This window comes from Micromonospora sp. WMMC241, from assembly GCF_027460165.1.
In the GTDB taxonomy this organism is placed as follows: Bacteria; Actinomycetota; Actinomycetes; order Mycobacteriales; family Micromonosporaceae; genus Micromonospora; species Micromonospora humi.
The window spans coordinates 5196138-5216475 of record NZ_JAPZBF010000001.1 but is presented as its reverse complement, the minus strand read 5'-3'; the positions used below and the strand labels follow the sequence as shown (position 1 = coordinate 5216475).

Here is a 20338-nt window from a genome sequence, read left to right as displayed (position 1 = left end):
CGGCAGGGCATTCGTAGCGATCGGCAAGGCGTGTGGGCGACAGGGGTCCCCACGAGCCACTGGTGACGTCGCTGTTTCCGTGCTCGCCGCTCGATACGTGCGTGACCCATGTCGAGGGCAAGCGAGAGGAACAGCGCATGTCATCAATCGTGTCCAGCGCCCGCCTGGCGTTGCTGGCGGTCGCGGCGCTCGTCGCCGCCGTGCTGCCGGCGGTGCTGACGAACCAGACGCCGGCCTCGGCCGCGGTTCAGCAGACCTTTTACGTCGCCCCCGGCGGCGACGATGCCAATCCGGGAACGATCCAGTCCCCGTTCCGGACCCTGCAACGCGCGCGGGACGTCGTCCGTACCGTCAACGCGGGCATGACCGGTGACATCAACGTCTTCCTGCGCGGCGGGACCTACCCGGTCGGCAGCACGATCGAGTTCGGCCCGGGCGACTCCGGCACGAACGGGTTCCGGGTCGTCTACGCCGCCTACCCCGGTGAGAGGCCGGTCCTCGACGGTGGTGTCCAGGTGACCGGGTGGACCCCGCACAGCGGCAACATCTGGAAGGCGCCACTCGACCGGGCCAACAAACTGCGGGCGCTCTACGTCAACGACAAGCGTGCGTTCATGGCCTCGAAGACGGTCAACTCGCAGGGATGCCAGGGGACGTACACCGTCACTGCCGGCCAGGCCGACTGGGCGTGGGAATCAGGTTCGCAGTGCGACGGCGCCCGGTACGGGCTGGCCGACTTCCCCGCCATCGCCCGCAACCAGGACGACATCGAGATCGAGACGGGTACGACCTGGACCACGGCCATCGTCGGCGTCCGCCAGGTGACGACCACCTCCGACGGCGGGAGCCGGGTCGCCCTCTTCCAGCAGCCGGGTGCGGCCATCGCCCAGGGCGCCTTCAACGGCAACGCCCAGGTGGGCGGCGTCCACAAGCTCATGAACGCGTACGAGTTCCTGGACACCCCCGGTGAGTTCTACTTCGACAAGGGCAGCCGGACCTTGTACTACTACAAGGCCAGCACCGAGAACATGTCGACCGCCACGGTCTACGCGCCGAACAACGTGACCACGCTGCTGCGGGTCGCCGGCACCTCGACCGGCAGCCACGCGCGCAACATCACGTTCTCCGGCCTGACGGTGCAGCACTCCGACTGGAACCTGTTCACCGTCGCCGGCTCGTCCTTCAAGCAGGCCCAGCAGGGCAACCTCGGCGCCCAGGTGTACGCGAAGGGCAACTTCCACGTCTACTACTACCGCAACGTGGACGTCACCCCCGGCATCGTCCAGGTGCAGAACGCCGACGGGATCCTGCTGCAACGCAACCGGATCCAGCACACCGGCGCCGACGGGATCAACATGGTCAACGACGTGCAGGGCAGTCAGTTGATCGGCAACCACACCAACGACATCGCCGGGTCCGCCGTCACCGTGGGCCACCCCCAGCACGTCTACATCGGAGACGGCACCCCGACCAACCGGGAGAAGTACTCCCCGCAGGTCGAGGGCCTACCGAAGAACATCGACATCAGGAACAACTACCTGTACGACAGCGCGGTCCTGTTCAACGGGCACAGCCCCATCTCGGCCTACTTCGCCGACACCCTCACCATCGCGCACAACCGGATCGAGAAGGCGCCGTGGTCCGGCATCACCCTCGGCTGGGGCTGGTGGAACTTCGACGGGTCGTCGGGCTCGATCGCGCCGAACCGACCGACCACGACGGCGCGGAACAACACCATCAGCCACAACCACATCATCGACACGGTGCAGCGTCTCAGCGACACCGCGCCCATCTACACGCTGGGCAGCCAGCCCGGCACCAGGATCACCGACAACTATCTCCAGGGCGTGCCCGCCGGCCACAAGTACGGGCTGCACCCGGACGAGGGCTCGGCGTTCATCACGTTCCGGGACAACGTCCTGAGCATCGACAAGAACGTCACCTGGATGATCAATTCCGACGACTTCGGCCGGAAGCACGACCTGAGCATCACGCAGACCTACGGCCCGATCAACAAGGTCTCGAACAAGAACCTGCCGAACAGCACGGTCGGCGACATCATCGTCTCCTCCGACTACGTCTGGCCGGCGGCGGCGTACGGCATCGCGGTGAACTCCGGTCTGGAGGACGCCTACCGGGACGTCCTCCCGACGGGCACCTTCTCCGCACCGGACTACGTCCTGCCGGCGAGCACGTTCGTCACCGGCACGACGGCGTCGATCCCGATCCGCAGCACCGGTGACGCGACCAGGACGGTCTGGCTGGCGCCCGCCGGCACGACCACCTTCACCGCCGGCCCGACGATGACCAGGGCGGCCGGCGACGCCACCTCCATCGCCGTGCCGACCACGCAGGGGGAGTACCGCCTCTACGTCGTCGACGCCCAGGGCAACCGCTCGGCGGAGTCGACCTCGATCGTCCGGCAGCAGAGCGGCGGCGGCACCCCGTCGGGCGGGCAGCTCGTGGGCGGCCAGTCCGGCCGCTGCGTCGAGGTGCCCAACTCGTCGACCACCAACGGCACCCAGGTGCAGCTCTGGGACTGCGGCGGCGGCACCAACCAGCGTTGGACCTCCACCAGCGGCAGGCAACTGACCGTGTACGGCAACAAGTGCCTGGACGCGTCCGGCGGCGGCACGGCCAACGGGACCGCGGTCATCATCTGGGACTGCCACGGCGGGCTCAACCAGCAGTGGAACATCAACACCAACGGCACCGTCACGAACGTCCAGTCCGGACTCTGTCTCGATGCCAACGGCGCTGCCAGCGCCAACGGCACGAAGATCATCCTCTGGACCTGCAACGGTGGCGCCAACCAGAGGTGGACCCTGCGCGGCTGACCCCACGGCGGGTCAGGATGGCGGGATGACCGCCCTCGCGTACCTCGTGCTGCTCGCCACCGCCGTCCGGGCCGGCCTGGGGCTCGTCGCCGGGCCGGGCCCGGACGATCGGCGGCGCGTCCCGGTCGCGACCGTCACGGCGCTGGTCGTGGTCGGCGTGCCGACGCTGCTCCAGCTCACCGTCGTGCCGGCGTTGCTGGGGCAACTCGGACGCGACCGGGCCGCGATCGGCGACGGTCAGGTCTGGCGGCTGGTGACGTCGCTCGTCGTGCAGGACGGTGGTGTGGCCGGCTCGGTCTTCAACCTGGCCGCCCTCGCCGTGGTGGGGGTGGTCGCCGAGCGGGTCTGGGGCGCGCGGCGCTGGGCGGTGGTCGCGCTCGCCTCCGGCGTGCTCGCGCAGCTGTGGGGGCTCGTGGTGCAACCCGTCGGCGCCGGGAACTCCGTCGCGGTGTTCGGCCTGGCCGCGTCGGTCGCCGCCGTGGCGCTGCGATCCGGCGACCGGGTGAGTCGGCTGTTCGGGGCGGCGAGTCTGCTCGTCGGGGTGGCGCTGCTGGTGGCGGGCGACATCCACGGCGGCGCGGCGGTCGTCGGTGCCGCCGTGGCGGCCGCCCTCCTGGCGCTGGACCGGAGGAGCCGCCGGTGACGGGCGCACGGCCGCCGGGGCGGGCCCGGGCGCACCGGGCCCGCCCCGGCGGGGTCCACGTCACCAGGTCAGCGGCAGGGTGCCGATGAACCGGGTGAGCGCGCCGGCGAGCAGCTGGTCGTCGCGCTTGGACGGGTGCCAGTCGCAGCCGAGCTTGTCCAGGCCCAGCGCGTTGTCGTCGTAGTAGAGCGAGCGGATCCGGGTGTCGCCCGCGTCCGTGCGGGTCCGGACGACCTGCTGGACCGACGCGGCCAGCGGGGTGTTGGACAGGTCCGGGTAGGTGAGCACGATGAACGTGTTCGGGCCGTAGCGGGCGCGGAGCTTGTCGAGGAAGCCCAGGTACGCGGTCCGGAAGTCGGCGGCGAGTTGCTCGGGCGTGGTCCACCGCTCGCCGGCGTTGAGCGCGGTGGAGAAGTCGTTGATGCCCAGGCCGACCACGACCACCTGCGGTTTCCAGGTGCCCGGGTTCTGCCACACCGTGCTGTTCCACAGGGCCTGCAGGTCGGTCTCGTAGTAGGTGCGGAAGTTGTCAGTGCCCCCGCCGTTGTAGTTGCGCACCATGCCCAGGCCGGACCAGGCGATGAGCTGGTAGTCGGCGTTCAGGCTCTGTGCGGTGAGGGCGCCGAAGGTGACGTCGGCGTTGGAGTTGCGGGTGACCCCGCCGTTGCTGTTGCAGTCGCGGGTCGTCGACATGTTGCCGTAGCCGGCGGTCCAGGAGTCACCGATGAACTCGATCTGCCGGCTGCGGGCGGCCGGCTTGGCCAGGATCGCGCCACCGGGGGCGGCGACGAGACCACCGAACGCGCCCACGGCCCACGGGCTCTCGGTGCGCTTGACCAGTCGTACGGTGTGGTCGGCGTCCGCGAGGTTGCGGACCCAGTAGGTGGTCTGGCCGGGGGTGACCAGCGTGGCGACGGTCGCCCCGTCCACCTGCACGGCGTAGTCGTTCTGGCTGTCGTCGAGGACGATCCCGACGCCGGTGCCGCGGAACCGGCCCTCGAAGTAGATGCCGGGCCAGGTGTACTGGACGCTGGTGCCGGCCGCCCGCACCCGCCCCACCGTGCGCGTCTGCTCCAGCGCGCCGGACGCCGGTGGCGTGCCGGTGGGCGAGGGCGTGGGTGAGGGCGTGCCGGTGGGCGACGGCGTACTGCTGGGCGACGGCGTGCCGGTCGGTGACGGCGTGCCGGTGGGCGGCGCGCTCGTGGTGGGGGTCGGACGGCCGGTGCACGGCACGCCGTCGAGCGCGAAGTCGGTCGGCGCCGGGTTCGACGTGTTGTTCCACGAGCCGCTGAAACCGAACTGGGCGGCGGCCCCGGTGCCGAGGCTGCCGTTCCAGGCGGCGTTGGTGACGGTGACCCGGCCGGCGGACTGCGTCACCGTGCCGTTCCACGCCTGCCCGACCACCTGCCCGGCGGTGAACGACCAGGTCAGCCGCCAGCCGTTCAGCGGATCGCCGAGGTTGGTGACGTCGACGTTCGCGCCGAAGCCGCCCGGCCACTGGCTGGTCACCGTGTAGGTGACCCGGCAGCCGGCGGCGGCCTGCGCGGAGACGGCGGAGGTGAGTGCGGCGGCCACGGCGACGGCGGCGGCGGTGAGCACCGCCGCCGCCGACCGGAGCCGGGTATGCGGAAGTCGCATCTGTGCTCCTTGAAGGGATGCGCTACGAGGTGGAGCAGGTGATCCCGCTCGGTGCCGGTGAACTGCTGCCGTTCGCGAGGAAGCCGAAGGTCGTCGACCCGCCGGCGTTGAGGGTGCCGTTGTAGGCCGCGTTGCGGACGCTGACCGCGCCGGTGGTGCCGGTGACCACCCCGTTCCACACGTTGGCGATGCTCTGCCCGCCGGCCAGCGTCATCCGTACCGTCCAGCCGGTGACGGCCCTCGTGCTGCTCACGGTCACCTCGCCCTGGAAACCACCGGTCCAACTGCTGACCAGCCGGTAGCTGGCGGTGCAGGCGCCGGAGGGGTCCGGCGGCGGGGTGGTGGGCGGGGGCGTGGTGGGTGGCGGCGTGGTGGGCGGTGCGGTGGTGGGCGGTGCGGTGGTGGGTGGCGGCGTGGTGGGCGTGCCGCCGTCGGGGGCGACCGCCCGTCCGGTGGCCGGCGAGATCATGCCGGCGCACAGGCCACGGCTGGTGAGGTTGCTGACGATCCGGGGGATGGCCGCGATCGTGTTGGCCGGCCAGTCGTGCATCAGGATGGACTGCCCGGCCTGGAGCCGGCTCGCGTTCTGCACGATCTGATCGGTGCTGGCGTTGTTCCAGTCCTGCGAGTCCACGTCGGCGTTGATCTCGGTGAGCCCGAACTGGGCCTCGACCGCCCGCAGCGTCGCGTTGGACTCCAGGTAGGGCGGCCGGAACAGCTTGGGCGCCTCGCCGGTGGCCTGCTGGATCGCCTGCTGGGTCTGGGAGATCTCCGAGGTCATCTGCGCCTGGCTGAGCTGGGTCATGTGCGGGTGCGTCCAGCTGTGGTTGCCGACCCACATGCCGGCGTCCCGCTGGGCCCTGGCGAGCGCCGGATTGGCCTGCACGTTCTGGCCGACGTTGAAGAACGTCGCCCGTACGCCGGCCGCCCTGAGGGTGTTGATCAGCGTGGTGGTGTTGCCGGGGGTGGGCCCGTCGTCGAAGGTCAGCGCCACGTAGCCGGTGCAGGCGGCGGCCATCGAGGGTGCGGCGGTGACCACCAGGCCGGAGGTCACCGCGGTCAGCAGGGCGGCGGTCGCGGCCACCACCAACGGGCGACGTGCGGATCGGGTCGGGGCAGCCGTCGGTCCGGCTGGGAAGGGCGTCATCGAGGTTCTCCCGCTGGCGTTCGAGGTGCTGCTCGGCGCCCTGCGGATCGCGTTGCCCGGAGTCGGGCCGCATCGTCTCAGCGTGGCGCTGGCAGCGATGTCCTGTCGGTGGCCACGGTGCGACCCGAGGCCAGCCCGGCTCCGGTGCGATTATGCCGTTCGACTTCGACGATCGTCAATTGAGGCGGGGAACGGCTCGCGCAGCGTGAACGCCTCCGCCGACGGCCCGTCGCGCCGCAACGTCTCCAACCGCGCGGCTGCCTCCTCGATGGACGGCAGCATGCCGGCCGGGATCCACCAGAGCACCAGGTGCTCGGCGTCGAGCGGGACGAACCACTCCCGCCGTCGACGCATCGGCTCCAGGTGCGCGGTCCGGTAGACGAAGGCGCGCAACGACTCGACCGACTCCCAGACGGTCAGGTTCACGATGACGTCCGGCTCGAAGGGCCGGAACGCGGTGGCGTCGCCGGAGTCGTCCTGGAGTCGCCAGACGTAGCCGGGGGAGCGTTCGGCGAGGTCGTGGATCTCGGGGAGCCGGGCGACGAAGTCGGCCAGCACGGGGCTGTCGATCGGGGCGCGCAGCCGGGCGATGTTCAGTTGCGCGAGGTGACTGTCGGCCATGGAGCCAGACTACCGTCTATGTCAACGCTGATTGTTTTTAGAATGGATCGCCACGCAGCAGCCGGTCGGACCGGGATCGAGGCGCACCACCTGGCCGCCGTCGCCGACCACCGCCTCGATCATCGCCAGGTTCAACCCGCAGACCAGCCCGGGGTGCGAGTGCGCCAACGCGTCGAACGGGCAGTTGCGCAACCGGACCGTCCGGTCCGCGTCCTCGTACGGCTCGTAGCCCAGCGCCGCCAACCGGCCGACCGCGTCCCCGCCGGCCAGCTTCGCCCCCTGCGCGGCGGCCGCCGCGTACGCCGCCGGCTCCGCGCCCACCCGCTCGATCGCGCTCGCCAGCACCCCGGCCAGCAGCCGGTAGTCGCGCGGCGGCACCGTCACCGTGTGCTCGGCCGCCGACCGGCGGTAGAGCTTGGCCGGCCGTCCCGCCCCCGGCCCGCCCGCGCGCGGCGCGTTGGCCGCCTCCAGCAACCCCGCGTCGGTCAGCTTGTCCAGGTGGAACGCCGCCAGGGTGCGGCCGATGCCGACCCCCTCGGCCACCTCGTTGCGGCTCACCGGCTCGGCCCGCGCGGCGACGTACTCGTAGACCGTCCGGCGCACCGGCTCCCGCAACGCGGCGATGGCCTCCAGCGACATGCCCCCGACGCTACCCGGGCACCGGAACGACCGGTCCCCGACAGAGCGCGGGAATCCCGACGCCGCGCCCCTACAGTCCCCACCATGAGGTGGACCGTGCGATCCGCGACCGGGCTCGCCGTACTCGTGACCGCTCTGGCGACCGGGGCGGCGAGCGCCGCCGCGGCGCCCGCCGCCGACGGGCTCGGCCTGGCGCTGCGCCCCGGGCAGTCGGACTACCACGGCGGCGACCAGGTCCGCCTGGACCTCACCGTCACGAACGCCACCGGGGCGGCGTGCGCGCTGCCCACCACCGCCGTCGGCACCGTCCAGATCACCGGGGTACGCCGGGACGGGCGCGACCTCGCGCCCACGCTGGCCCGCAGCTTCCACGACGACGGCATCGCCGCCGCGGCCGGCGCCGGCCTGACCGCCGTCGAACCCGGCGCGACCGCGACCGTGAAGCTGACCGGCATCCGGCTGCACGACGGGGACGCACCCGGCGACGTGGTGCTCCGCTCGGTGGCCGCCACGCCGGACGGTGGCGGCCTGGACTCGCTCTGGCCGGTCGGCGAACCCGGCCGGTACGAGGTCACCGCCGGCTACGTGACGCTGCCGGTCACCGGCGCCACGAACCTCTGCCCGGGCGCGACGGCACTGCGGACCACCACGTTCACGGTCGGCGACGGCGGCCCGGCCGCCCGCCGCTGGCTCTGGCCGGTCGCCGGAGCGCTGCTGCTGCTGGTGCTGCTGGCCGCGCTCGTGGTCGTGCTGCGGGCCCGTCGCCGACGGCCGACCGCCGCCGCCGTGGCTCTGCTGCTGGTGGCGGTGGGCGCGCTGGTCGGTGGCGCTTCCCGGCCGGCCCGGGCGGACTACTCGGTCGACCCGACCGGGGGCGTGCCGGTCAGCGGCGTCGACTTCCAGGCCGCCGTCGACGGCTGTCTCAAGGGGTTCGCCGAGCCCGGCGGCGACCCGTCCGGGCTGCTGCCCCGGCTCAAGGACAAGAAGACGCCGAAGGTGCGGATCGTCCCCACCCCGGGCGGTTCGGGCGCGTTCGAGACGCCGGAGAGCGCCGACGGCAAGGGCTCGTCCTCGGTCACCTGGAACCCGACCTCCACCGACCCGTACGACGACGGGGTGGCCCGGGACCCCTGCGCCGCGCTCTACCACGAGCTGAGCCACGCCGACGACATCTCCCGCGACAAGGTCCCGCCGGGCCAGTGCGGGAGCACCGGGATCCCCACCGCCGAGGTGAAGGCGACGCTCTCGGAGAACCGCTACCGGGCGGCGAAGGGCCTGCCGCCGCGCACCCAGTACAAGGAACATCCGCTGCCGAAGAGCCTCGACGAGTGCAAGAAGCCGGCGAAGAAGACGCCCCCGCCGAAGGGGCCGGTGAAACTCTGCGAGAACGGCGCCGACTGCGGCGGCAGCAACGGCGACCCGCACCTGGTCACCTTCGACCGGGTCTACTACGACTTCCAGGCCGTCGGCGAGTTCACGCTCGTCACCGCCACCGGCGGCGACCCGCTGGAGGTGCAGGTCCGCCAGGCGCCGATGGCCGGCACCCGCACCGCCTCGGTCAACTCGGCGGTCGCGTTCCGCATCGGCGCCCACCGCGTCGCGCTCACCCTCGCCGGCGGCGCCACCCGGGTGCACGTCGACGGCGCGCCGCTGGCCGCGCCGCCGGAACGCACCGACCTGGCCGGCGGCGGCACCCTCACCCGCCGCCCCTCCGACACCGGAGCGACCGACGGGTACGACGTGACGTGGCCGGACGGCTCCGCGGCGGCGGTGGACCAGATCGGCCGCTACGGCTACCGGGTGCTGGTCCGGCTCGCCGACGGCCGGGCCGGAAAGGTACGCGGCCTGCTCGGCGACTTCGACGGCGACCCGGCCGACGACATCGCGCCCGCAGGCGGTCCCGCCCTGGCCCAGCCGGTGCCGTTCGCCGCGCTCTACCCGGCGTACGCGGACAGCTGGCGGATTCCCGCGGACCGTTCGCTGCTGCACTACGACGACGGGGAGGACACCGGCACGTTCACCGACCGCGGCTTCCCCGAGCGGGAGGTGACCGCCGGTGACCTCGACCCGGCCCGGCGCGCCGCCGCCGAACGGATCTGCCGGTGGGCCGGCGTCACCGCCCCCGGCCCGCTCGCCGAGTGCGTCTTCGACGTCGCCGTCAGCGGGCGCCCCGAGTTCGCCGTCGCAGGGGCCACCACCGAACAGGTCGTCCCGCCCACCGGCGCGCCGATCACCGCCGTGCCGGTCGCCACCGCCAGCCTCACCCCCGGCGGCGAGCCGCTGACGTTCCCCGGCCGCGCCGGGGACGCCGTCTTCGTCGACGTCACCGCCCCCGGCATCGCCGACCGCTGCTCGCCCTACGAGCTGGTCGACCCGGACGGGCGGGAGATCGCCGGCGGCTGCAACATCAACGGTGCCGGCTACGTCGACCGCGTCGACCTCACCACCACCGGCCGGTACGCGCTGCGGGTCGCCGCCGCCCCCGGCGACACCGGCCGCGCCGCCGTCCGGGTCTACGCCGCCCGGGACAGCGGCGGCACCCTGGAGCCCAACGGCCCGACCGTGACCGCGTCGATCGAGCAACCCGGTGCCCGGGGGCGCTACCGGTTCACCGGCCGCAAGGGGGAACGGGTCTTCGTCGACGTGCCGGAGAGCACGTTCACCGACCAGTGCTCCCCGCTGGAACTGCGCGACCCCGACGGACAGCTGCTGCGCAGCGGCTGCGTGATCAACGGCGTCGGCGAGGTCGACGGCACGCTCCTGCCCGCCGACGGGACGTACACCGTCGTGGTCGACCCGGTGGAACGCGGCACCGGCACGGCCACGCTGCGCCTGGTCACCAGCCGCGACCGGGAGGCGACGATCACCGTCGGCGGCCCCCCGGTCGTCGCGGACGTCGACCGGCCCGGCGCGGTCACCGGCTACCGGTTCACCGCCACCGCCGGCACGTCGGTGACGGTCACCGCCACCGCCGCGACGCTGCCCGACCAGTGCGGCGCGCTGGTGCTGCGCGCCCCCGACGGCAGCACGCTCACCACCGGCTGCGTGATCAACGGGGCCGGTGGGATCCCGGCGACCACGCTGCCGGCGACCGGGGCGTACACGCTGCTGGTCGACCCGTCGGGCGCCGCGACCGGGCGGGTCACGCTGGCTCTGCGATGAGGCCGCCCCCTGGGTGCGAGGGCCGGCGTGGGGGCTGCTAACGTTCCGTCCCGTTGTCGGTGAGCGCCGCTAGCTCAACTGGCAGAGCAGCGGACTCTTAATCCGCGGGTTCGGGGTTCGAGTCCCTGGCGGCGCACCAACGAGCAAGGCCCTGACCTGGTGGTTCTCACCGGGGCGGGGCCTTTTTCGGGTCCGCGGGCCGGTGCGGGTGCTCGGGGGAGCCGCCCGTCGACGACTAGGCTGGTGGCGTGGGGGGACAGCCTCGGGTTCGTGTGCAGGGGGACCTGTACCACCCGGTGGTGCCGTCCGGCGCCGTGTACGTCGGACGGCAGGGGTTCGGGTTGCGGCGCTCTCCCTGGGCCAATCCGTTCAGCCTGCGCAAGCATGACCGGGCGGAGGCGTTACGTCTCTATCGGCAGTGGCTCGTGGAGCAGCCCGCTCTCGTCGACCGGGCGCGGCGGGAACTCACCGGGAAACCGTTGGCGTGCTGGTGCCGTGCCGAGGACGCGTGCCATGCCGACGTGCTCGCCGAGATCATCGGTTGACGTGTAGCCGGTACCGATCGGTGGCTCGTCTCGGTGCGTAGACGCCGCCGATGCTGAAGGACTGCGGTCTTGCCGCCTGGTTGCCGACGAAGAAGGCGACCTCGCGGTCAGCGGCGCAGAGTTGGGTGAGGAACCTGTTTCTCAGCTCCTGCGCCGCCTCCGCGTCGGTGAGCCGGCGCAGGCGACGTTGGAGGGCGACGAACTCCCAGTCCCAGAGCGCCTGTTGGTGCCCACGGCACCGACGGTCCGCGCAGCGGTAGCGGTAGGCGCCGGTGAACCGGGGTGCTTCCAGCGGGCTGCGCCTGGTCGGTTCGAGCAGGTCGAGCTGGTTGAGGTAGCCGGCGATCTTCCTGCGATCCTCCGCCGACCAGCCGGGATGTCGTCTGACCTGCAGAGCCGAGACGTCGGCGACGCGGATCAGCGCGATCGATCGTGCGCTCGGGTCGGCGTGGGCCTGCTCGTTGAGTCGGCACATGGAGTCTTCGACGAGTGGATCGAGGAGGTTGCGACGCGACTGCCGACTGGCGAGGTGCCGCTCGGTGGCGAAGGTGTCCACGATCGGCTTCCAGCTCTCGCGCCGCTGGTCCTGCCGGGCCGGCAGCGCATCGACGCGGACGATGTCGTACTTGTGGAACTTGCCGTCGTCGACGAGGTCCCGGTAGTGGACCGGGTAGAGACGGATCCAGCCCGTCCAGGGCGGGTCCATGCCCAGTGCCCCGACGCAGACGGTCTCCCCGTACCGCGCGGAGGGGTTGGGTGCCGCCTTCACCGTGATCAGGAGGCGGAGTGTCGCCGGTCGCGCCAGAACCGGTTTCGGCTTCGGCTCTTCGTCGGTGCCCGGTCCCCACAACGGAAGCTGTTCCAACGGAACCACCCACATCGCTCAATGCAGCTGGCAGGACACATTCAGTTATATAGACAGTCTCACATCTGAGGGTCCCGGCGTAGCATCGCTTTCGTGATCGAGGAATTTGCCGGTCGGCTCCTGCGCGACCTGGCCCACCTCGACCCGTGCGCGGCCGCGGTCGAGGTCGGCGAGCAGGACGTCGACGAGCTCACCGACTACGGTCCCGAGGGTCATCAGGCCCGCGCCGACCTCGCCGTCTCCGCCCTGCGCGAACTGGAGACCCTGCCCGAGCAGAGTCCGTTGCGCGCCCATCTCGCCGAACGGTTGCATGCCCGTATCGCCTTCCACGAGGCCGGGGAGGACCTGCGCGAGCTGCACGCGGCGGCCACCGGCCCGCTCTCGCTCATCCGCCAGGCCGTCGAGGCCGGGGTGCCCGGCGGTGACGTCGACGGCGCGGCCCACGAGGAGGGCTGGGCGCGGGTGGGCGCGCGCCAGGCCGCGATCCCCGCGACCCTGGAGGGGTACGCCCGCAGCCTCCGGCTCGCCGCCGAGCGCGGTCACCTGCCGACCCGGCGTCAGGTGGAACTCGTGACGCGGCGCTGCCACGCCTGGGCCGACGAGGACGCCGCACTGGTGGAACGCTACGGCGGTGGAGCTCAACAGGCGTCACTGCTGGCCGCCGCGAAGGGCGCGGGCGACGCGTACCGGAAACTGGGCGCGACGCTGACCGCGGACCTGGCGCCACGGGCGCGCGGCGACGAGGCGTTCGGGCCGGAGCGGTACGCCCTCTGGGTGCGGACCTTCCTCGCCGACGACCCGGATCTCCGTGAGCTGCACGACTGGGGGTGGGACGAGTTCACCGCGACCGAGGCGGAACTCGTCGCCGAGGCGAAGGCCCTCGGCGGGAGCGTGCCCGAGGTGACCGCGCGGCTCGACCGACCCGACGCACCGGGCACGCTACCCGGCCGTGCCGCGTTCGGCGCATGGTTGCAGGAGCTGCTGGCGGCCACCACCGAGCAGTTGCACGGCGTCCACTTCGACATCCCCGCACCGCTTCGGCGCATCGAGTCCCGGGTGACCGCGTCGGCCGGCACCTCCTACACCGGGCCGTCGCGTGACCTGACGCGCCCCGGCCGGGTCTGGTGGTTCCTCCCCGAGGGCCAGGAGACGTTTCCCACCTGGTTCGCCTACAGCACCGCCTACCACGAGGGGGTCCCCGGCCATCACCTCCAGATGGGCCACGAGGCCTGCCAGGGTGGGCTCGGGCCGGAGCTGAACCTGCTCGGCGGCCTCTCCGGCTGCCGGGAGGGCTGGGCGCTGTACGCCGAGCGGTTCATGGACGAGATCGGTTACTACGAGCAGCCCGGTGCGCGCCTGGGTCACCTCCTCATGCGGCTGCTGCGGGCGGCCCGGGTGGTGCTCGACATCGGCCTGCACCTACGGCTGCCGGTGCCGTCCGGTGGCGGCGCGCGCTGGACGCCGGATGCCGCGCTACGCCTGCTGCGGGACCGCTGCCATCAGGGGCCGTACGCGTCGGGGGAACTCGCGCGTTATCTGGGCCGGCCGGGGCAGGCGCTGACGTACAGGGTCGGTGAGCGGGTGTGGTTGGCGGGCCGGTCGTCCTTCCGTGGCGACCGGCGGGCCTTCCACCGTCGGGCCCTGGAGGTGGGCTCGCGAGGGCTGGGTCAGTTGGCTGTGGCGCTGGCCGCCTGAGTGGGCTGCCGGCCGCGGCGTGGCAGCGCCGTCAGCGGCGATATTCCACGAGACAGAACTCGTGGCCCTCCGGGTCGGCCATCACGACGACGGTCCCCTCGTCGTAGTCGTGCCGCTCCCCGGTGAACGTGCCGCCGAGGCGCGCGACTGTCGACATCGCCTCGTCGAGGTCGTCGACCGAGACGTCGAGATGTATCCGAACCTTCCCGGCCCGGGGCTCGGCGACCGGCTGGAACACCAGCCGGGGCTGGGCGTCGCCGGGCTCGCCGAGGTAGACCCAGCCCTGCTCGGACGCGCCGGGCTCGCGGCCGAGCAGGGCGCTCCAGAACCGGGCGACCCGTACCGGATCGAGGCAGTCGATGGTGACACCGGACCAGACGTTTGCCATCCGCCGATCCTGACAGACGATGATTGACATAGCAGGACGTCGATGGATTGACTTGATATAGACAATCACTAATATGTATACGGGTTCGGTCCGTCCTGGGCCGATCGGCGGCGGGAGTCCCTGATGGGTGTGCAACGGTGGCGCAAGCCACGTCCGACCACGGTGATCGGGGTGGCCGGCTCTCTCGTGGCGGGGCTGTTGACCACCCAGGCGCTCGCCGCTCCGGCAGCGGCAGCCGACGGGCTGACCCTGGCCGTGGACGTGTCCGCCGCCCGGCACCCGATCAGCCCCGACATCTACGGCATGAACGGGGGCGACCCCGCACTCGTGGCGGAACTCGGCACGCCGGTGGCCCGCTGGGGCGGCAACTCGAGCAGCCGCTACAACTTCAGGAACCACACCTACAACACGGGCAGCGACTGGTACTTCGAGAACATCGTGGCCGGGCCCGACAACACACTCGAGGCGTTCGTCCAGCGCAACCGGGACCACGGCACCAAGCAGGTGGTCACCGTGCCGTTGATCGGCTGGGTGGCGAAGGACTCGCCCTCGGAGCACCCGTTCGCCTGCGGCTTCCCGGCCACCCGCTTCCCGGAGCAGGACTCGTTCGACCAGTGGGACCCCAACTGCGGCAACGGCCGGCACGCGGACGCGAACCTGACCGGGGCGGTCCCCTCGGACACCTCGATCCCGGCCGACGCGTCGTTCGCGGGCGAGATGGTGTCCCACCTCGTGAACCAGTTCGGCCCGGCGTCCCGTGGCGGCGTGCGGATCTACGAACTCGACAACGAGCCGGTGTTGTGGAACTCCACCCACCGCGACGTGCATCCCGAGCCGGTGAGCTACGACGAGCTGGGCGGCAAGGGCACGGCGACCGCCGCGGCGATCAAGGCCGCCGACCGGCATGCGAAGGTGCTCGGCCCGTCCGGCTGGGGCTACTGCGAGTGGGTGGCGTCCGGCGTGGACGGATGCGCGCCGGGTGCGGACGCGGCGGCACACGGCGGGCTCAACCTGTCCCAGTGGTACCTGAAGAACATGAAGGACTACAGCGACGCCCACGGTGGGAAGCGCTTCCTCGACTACTTCGACCAGCACTACTATCCGCAGATCGGCGGGGGCAAGGACCCGGACGCCAACGCGCTGCGGCTGCGCTCCACCCGGTCGCTCTGGGATCCGACGTACCAGGACGAGTCGTGGATCGGCGCGGGCGGGGTGAACGCGCCGCCGTTGCAGTTCATCCGTCAGATGAAGGCGTGGGTCGCGCAGTACTACCCCGGCACGAAGACCGCCATCACCGAATACAACTGGGGCGCGTTGGACGACATCAACGGCGCGCTCGCGCAGGCCGACGTGCTCGGCATCTTCGGGCGCGAAGGCCTGGACCTGGCCACCATCTGGGGCGAACCGAAACCGACCGACCCCGGGGCGTACGCGTTCCGGATGTACCGGAACTACGACGGCGCCCGGAGCCGGTTCGGGGACGTGAGCGTGTCGGCGGTCAGCAGCGACCAGGGGAAGCTGGCCGTCTACGCCGCGCAACGCTCGTCCGACAAGGCGCTCACCGTCATGGTGGTCAACAAGACCGGCGAGGACCTGACGTCGCGGCTGGCGCTCACCGGGCTCCACGGCGGTGGCAAGGCGCAGCGGTTCACCTACGGTCCGGCCGATCTCACCTCGATCGTCCGGGGCGCGGATCTGCCGGTGGTCCGTGGCGGGGTCAGCGCGACGTACCCGGCGAACTCCGTGACGCTGCTCGTCCTGCCCCAGCGCCGACACTGAGCGGTCAGAGGACGTCGAACCGTCAGCCCTGCCGGGTGGGCCGGATGGTCAGGTCACCGATCTCGACGTCGTCGGGCTGGTCGATCGCGAACGCGATCGCCCGGGCGACCGCCGTCGGGTCGATGCCGAGGCCGGCCATGTGCTGCCGCGCCTGGTCGCGCGCGGTCGGGTCGTCCACGGCGTTGTCGATCAGCTCGGTACGCACGTAGCCGGGGGAGATCGAGGTGGTGCGCAGCACGCCGTCGGTGTTCTCCTGTCGCAGCGCCTCCAGCAGCGTGCGGACCGCGTTCTTCGTCCCGGCGTACACCGCCTGGGTGGGGGTGATCTTCAGCCCCGAGGTGGACACGACGGTGACCAGGTGGCCGCTGCCCTGGCGGCGGAACGTCGGCAGCGCCGCGGCGATGCCGTGCAGGACGCCCTTGACGTTCACCTCGATCATCTCCGCCCAGCCCGCCGTGTCGAGGTCGGCCACGGGCCCGAGCCTGGCGATTCCGGCGTTGCCGACCAGCACGTCCAACCGGCCGTACCGCTCGACGGCGGTGTCGACGAGCGCGGTGAGGTCGGCCGGTTCGGTGACGTCCACGCGCACGGCGGTGGCGGTGCCGCCGGCGGCGGTGATCTCGTCCACCACCCGCTCCAGCCGGTCGGTGCGGCGGGCGCCCAGCACGACTGTCGCCCCGAGCCCGGCGAGGTGTCGGGCGGTCGCCTCGCCGATGCCGCTGCTTGCGCCGGTGACGGCGACGACCTTGCCCTGGATGGTCATGGTGGCCTCCCCTAGAATGGACACATGTCCGGTTACCCCGACCAGCATAGCGGACACGTGTCCGCTTCGCCCGGGAGCCCGCGTCGGGCCGACGCGCAGCTCAACCGGGAGCGGATCCTGGACGCCGCCCGCGCCCTGGTCCGCGAGCCGGGCGAGCTGAAGCTCAACGCGGTCGCCAAGGCGTGCGGCATCGGGCAGGGGACGCTCTACCGGCACTTCCCGACCCGCGAGGACCTGCTGGCCGAGGTATACCGCCAGGAGGTCGACGAGCTGGTCGCCGCAGCCCCACTACTGCTGGCCCGGCACCAGCCGGCCGACGCGCTCGCCGCCTGGTTCGACCGGGTGGCCGCGTACGCCCGGGTGAAGCGCGACGTGTTCGCCGCCGTGGAGGCGGCCACCTGGAGGGACCTGGCCGCGCACAGCCTCGGCCCGATCGGTGAGGCGGTCGAGCTGCTGCTGGCCGCCGGTCGCGCGGCCGGCACCATCCGGGCCGACGCGGAGGTCCGCGACGTCATCGTGCTGATCAGCTGGATGTCGCGCCTGGACGACGCCGAACTGGACGCCCGTGGTCCACGGCTGCTCGCCATCCTGATCGACGGGCTTCGCGCACACCCCCGCCCGTGACCGCTGACGCCGACCGGGCGTCAGGCGCCCCGCAGCTCACGGCCGGCCCGGTTGAGCCACGCCAGGGCCCGCACGCTCTCGTACGTACCCGCCTTCAACTGTGCCGCGGCGTCGGACGCGGTCCGGTAGAAATGCTCGGCTTCCGGCGTGCCCCTGCACTCGACGGCGAGCACAGCGAGCGCTTCCACGCTCTCCCAGGTGCCCGGCTTCAAGGACGCGGCGGCCTCCGAAGCACGTTGCAGCGGCGGGCGCTCGTCGCGTCGGTTCCCGAACATCACGGCTCCCGGTGATCGGCGGTGTGGGATCGGAACGACCATAGTTTCCTCCGGCGTGCGGCGCCCGCCGCGACCGGTCAGCTCGACCGCTTCGGGAGCAGCAGCTCCTCGTGGTCGAGTTCGCGCTCCAGGACGCGCAGCTCCTCGTCGGGCAGCCGGCCGGCGTCACGCCAGCGCACCAACTCCTCGCGCTGCGCGTCGATGGCCGCCCGGCGCACCCGCAGCGCCATCTCGTACTCGGGTGAGGTGGGCCGCTCGGACGACCCGCTCTGCTGGATCAGGTCGAGCCGCCCCCGGTAGCGGGCCAGCCGGGTCAGCAACTGGGTACGGGTGGTGTCGACCGCCACCGCGCTGTCCGGCTCCTCGGCCGCGACCTCGTCGAGGCGGGCCAGGGCGGCCTCCACCGCCGCCGAGCGGGCCTCGTTGCGTACCCGGGCCTGGTCGGCCTCGTCGGCGCGCAGGCCGAGTCGCCGCACCAGCGGCGCGAACGTCAGGCCCTGCCCGACCAGCGTGACCAGGACGACCACGAAGGTGCAGAACAGCAGCAGGTCGCGGTCGGGGAAGGGCGCGCCGCTGTCGGTGGTCAACGGCAGCGTGAAGATCGCGGCCAGGCTGATCACGCCCCGGGTGCCGGACCAGCTCAGCGCCGCCACCTCGCGGGAGGTCAGCCGATCGGCGTTGCGGTCGGCGCGCGCGGCCTGCCGGGCACTTCCCGGCTCGTCGGCGTCGTCCGGCTCGTTGACGCCGCCGAGCCGGGTGTGCAGCGACCGGGGGAGCGACTGGGTCAGGATCAGCCAGGCGGGGCGCAGGAGCAGCACCACGCCGACGGAGACCGCGACGGCGGTGACGATCGTCGACGTGTCGTACTCCCGCAGGTTCTTGACGACCTCGGGAAGCTGCTGGCCGATCAGCAGGAAGACGAAGCCTTCGAGGAGGAAGTCGACCAGCCGCCACACCGCGTTGGTCTGCAACCGGGCGGCTCCGGAGCCGAACTGGGGCGTCTGGTGGCCGACGATCAGCCCGGCGACCACCACGGCGAGCACGCCGGAGACGCCCAGCTCCTCACCCAGCAGGTAGGCCACGAACGGCGTCGCCAGCGAGATGGCGTTGGACATCAACGGGTCCGCGGTGAGCGGCCGGGCCAGCCGCTTCGCCCAGGCCACGGCCGCGCCCACCGCGACGCCGCCGGCCGCCGCGATCACGAACTGTCCGACGGCGGCGGGGAACGAGAACTGACCACCCACGGCGGCGGCCACCGCGACGCTGAGCATGGTCAGCGCGGTGGCGTCGTTCAGCAGCCCCTCGCCCTGGATGATCGTGACCATCTTCGGCGGCAGGTTGACCCGGCGGCCCACCGCCAGGGCGGCCACCGGGTCGGGCGGGGCGACGGCGGCGCCGACCGCGATGCCGGCGGCCAGGGTGGCACCGGCGACGAAGAGGTGGAAGCCGAGGCCGACGACCAGCCCGGTGAGGAGCACCAGCACCACCGACAGGCTGACCACGATGCGCAGGTTGCGGCGCAGGTCCAACAGCGAGGAGTCGAGCGCCGCGCTGTAGAGCAGCGGCGGCAGCACGACCATGAGGACGAGGTCGGGGTCGAGGCCGACGTTGGGGCCGGGGAGCAGCGCGTACGCGATGCCGATGAGTGGCAGGAGCGCGGCCGCGGGCAGCCCGGTGCGGGCGGCCACCCAGCGCACGGCGACGATCACCGCGACGGCGGCGAGCACGAACAACAACGTCGAGTGGAGGCTCACCTCGACCGACCCTACCCACGCCTGCGATCATCATGCGATGCGGGGAGCGGCATGAGCATCACCTCGGTGATCAACTACAAGGGTGGGGTCGGCAAGACCACGGTCACCGCCAACCTCGGCGCCGAGCTCGCCGCGCGTGGCCGCCGGGTCCTCCTCATCGACCTCGACCCGCAGGCCAGCCTCACCTTCTCGTTCTACCCGGCGGACGAGTGGGAGAAGGACCTCGCGTACGAGAAGACCATCCTGCAGTGGTACGGGTCGGTGCTGTCCGACGAGCCCACCGGCCCACTGCACCCGTACGTGCTCACGCCGGGACCGGCCAACGCGTTGCTGCCCGAGGGCGGCCGACTCGACCTCGTCGCCTCCCACCTGGGCCTGGTCGACGTGGACCTGGACATCGCCGCGGCGCTCGGCGGGTCACGCTTCCAGCACGGCAGCCCGCACTTCCTGCCGTTGCACCGGGCGTTGGCCGACGCGCTCGCCGCCGAGGAGTTCGCCGGGTACGACGACGTGCTGATCGACTGCGCGCCGAACTTCACCATGGTCACCCGGACCGGCATCGTGGCCAGCGAGCACATCCTGACCCCGGCCCGGCCGGACTACCTGTCCACGCTCGGCATCGACTACCTGCGCAGCAAGGTCTCCGAGCTGGTCCGCGACTTCAACCGGGTGGCCGCGCCCGGACCGACCATCGACCCGCAGTACCTGGGCGTGGTGTTCACTATGATCCAGTACGCCGCGGGCGGGCCGATCAACGCGTCCCGCAACTACATGAAGTTCACCGACAGCCTGGAGGTCCCGGTGTTCCGCCAGACCGTCCGGGAGAACAAGACCCTGTTCGGCACGGCCGGTGAACGGCGGCTGCCCGCCGTGCTGGTGCCGAACGCCAACGAGACGGTGCAGCACGAGCTGCGGCAGCTGGCCAGCGAGTTCCTGGCCCGTACCCGCCTGTAGTGAGGAGAA

17 protein-coding genes and 1 tRNA gene are annotated in these 20338 nt (G+C 72.0%); 9 read left to right on the top strand and 9 right to left on the bottom strand.

The genetic code is table 11. The features are described from left to right. Positions 1-137 precede the first annotated feature (137 nt). Both O7598_RS23515 and O7598_RS23510 read left to right on the top strand, forming a co-directional pair. Positions 138-2837 (top strand): RICIN domain-containing protein, encoded by a 2700-nt coding sequence (locus O7598_RS23515; protein WP_269693454.1) that lies wholly within the window; start codon positions 138-140, stop codon positions 2835-2837. Between the two features lie 25 nt (positions 2838-2862). Then, positions 2863-3480, top strand: coding sequence for a rhomboid family intramembrane serine protease (locus O7598_RS23510; RefSeq protein ID WP_269693453.1), 618 nt, complete (start codon positions 2863-2865; stop codon positions 3478-3480). Positions 3481-3540: 60 nt separating this feature from the next. On the opposite strand, the gene O7598_RS23505 is transcribed toward O7598_RS23510, so the two are convergent. The 4 genes from O7598_RS23505 to O7598_RS23490 form a co-directional block, all read right to left on the bottom strand. Then, the gene (locus O7598_RS23505; protein WP_269693452.1) at positions 3541-5118 is read right to left on the bottom strand and encodes a cellulose binding domain-containing protein; all 1578 of its coding nucleotides are present in this window, start codon (positions 5116-5118) and stop codon (positions 3541-3543) included. A 22-nt stretch (positions 5119-5140) separates the two neighbouring features. After that, the gene (locus tag O7598_RS23500; protein ID WP_269693451.1) at positions 5141-6265 is read right to left on the bottom strand and encodes a polysaccharide deacetylase family protein; all 1125 of its coding nucleotides are present in this window, start codon (positions 6263-6265) and stop codon (positions 5141-5143) included. 150 nt (positions 6266-6415) lie between these two features. Further along, a complete protein-coding gene (locus tag O7598_RS23495; RefSeq protein ID WP_269693450.1) occupies positions 6416-6886 on the bottom strand; it encodes a DUF3291 domain-containing protein in 471 nt (156 codons plus the stop codon). 21 nt (positions 6887-6907) lie between these two features. After that, positions 6908-7525: a helix-turn-helix transcriptional regulator gene (locus tag O7598_RS23490; RefSeq protein ID WP_269693449.1), complete on the bottom strand. Its 618-nt coding sequence runs from the start codon at positions 7523-7525 to the stop codon at positions 6908-6910. A gap of 84 nt (positions 7526-7609) precedes the next feature. On the opposite strand from O7598_RS23490, the gene O7598_RS23485 reads away from it, so the two are divergent. The 3 genes from O7598_RS23485 (at position 7610) to O7598_RS23475 (ending at position 11232) form a co-directional block, all read left to right on the top strand. Further along, on the top strand, positions 7610-10687 hold the full coding sequence (locus tag O7598_RS23485; protein ID WP_269693448.1) for a VWD domain-containing protein: 3078 nt from the start codon (positions 7610-7612) through the stop codon (positions 10685-10687). Positions 10688-10750: 63 nt separating this feature from the next. Further along, positions 10751-10826 (top strand) — tRNA-Lys (locus O7598_RS23480). Positions 10827-10959: 133 nt separating this feature from the next. Next, positions 10960-11232, top strand: coding sequence for a DUF4326 domain-containing protein (locus tag O7598_RS23475; RefSeq protein ID WP_269693447.1), 273 nt, complete (start codon positions 10960-10962; stop codon positions 11230-11232). Here the strand turns inward: O7598_RS23475 and O7598_RS23470 are convergent. Further along, positions 11222-12112, bottom strand: coding sequence for a hypothetical protein (locus O7598_RS23470; RefSeq protein WP_332367387.1), 891 nt, complete (start codon positions 12110-12112; stop codon positions 11222-11224). The genes O7598_RS23475 and O7598_RS23470 overlap by 11 nt on opposite strands. Positions 12113-12190: 78 nt before the next feature. Here O7598_RS23470 and O7598_RS23465 point away from each other — a divergent pair, with 78 nt between their 5' ends. Further along, the gene (locus tag O7598_RS23465; RefSeq protein ID WP_269693445.1) at positions 12191-13792 is read left to right on the top strand and encodes a DUF885 domain-containing protein; all 1602 of its coding nucleotides are present in this window, start codon (positions 12191-12193) and stop codon (positions 13790-13792) included. A gap of 31 nt (positions 13793-13823) precedes the next feature. On the opposite strand, the gene O7598_RS23460 is transcribed toward O7598_RS23465, so the two are convergent. Continuing rightward, positions 13824-14180: a VOC family protein gene (locus tag O7598_RS23460; RefSeq protein WP_269693444.1), complete on the bottom strand. Its 357-nt coding sequence runs from the start codon at positions 14178-14180 to the stop codon at positions 13824-13826. Between the two features lie 123 nt (positions 14181-14303). Between O7598_RS23460 and O7598_RS23455 the strand changes: the two genes are divergently transcribed. After that, positions 14304-15959 (top strand): glycoside hydrolase family 44 protein, encoded by a 1656-nt coding sequence (locus O7598_RS23455; protein ID WP_269693443.1) that lies wholly within the window; start codon positions 14304-14306, stop codon positions 15957-15959. A gap of 22 nt (positions 15960-15981) precedes the next feature. Here O7598_RS23455 and O7598_RS23450 read toward each other — a convergent pair whose 3' ends face one another. Next, positions 15982-16722 (bottom strand): SDR family oxidoreductase, encoded by a 741-nt coding sequence (locus O7598_RS23450; RefSeq protein WP_332367386.1) that lies wholly within the window; start codon positions 16720-16722, stop codon positions 15982-15984. A gap of 57 nt (positions 16723-16779) precedes the next feature. Here O7598_RS23450 and O7598_RS23445 point away from each other — a divergent pair, with 57 nt between their 5' ends. Further along, entirely contained in the window at positions 16780-17346 is a 567-nt protein-coding gene (locus O7598_RS23445; RefSeq protein ID WP_269693441.1) for a TetR/AcrR family transcriptional regulator, read from the top strand. A 20-nt stretch (positions 17347-17366) separates the two neighbouring features. Here O7598_RS23445 and O7598_RS23440 read toward each other — a convergent pair whose 3' ends face one another. Both O7598_RS23440 and O7598_RS23435 read right to left on the bottom strand, forming a co-directional pair. Then, entirely contained in the window at positions 17367-17621 is a 255-nt protein-coding gene (locus O7598_RS23440; protein WP_269693440.1) for a hypothetical protein, read from the bottom strand. 77 nt (positions 17622-17698) lie between these two features. Further along, on the bottom strand, positions 17699-19375 hold the full coding sequence (locus O7598_RS23435) for a Na+/H+ antiporter (protein ID WP_269693439.1): 1677 nt from the start codon (positions 19373-19375) through the stop codon (positions 17699-17701). Positions 19376-19426: 51 nt separating this feature from the next. Here O7598_RS23435 and O7598_RS23430 point away from each other — a divergent pair, with 51 nt between their 5' ends. Next, positions 19427-20329, top strand: a complete 903-nt coding sequence (locus tag O7598_RS23430; RefSeq protein ID WP_269693438.1) for a ParA family protein — start codon at positions 19427-19429, stop codon at positions 20327-20329. Positions 20330-20338 lie beyond the last annotated feature (9 nt).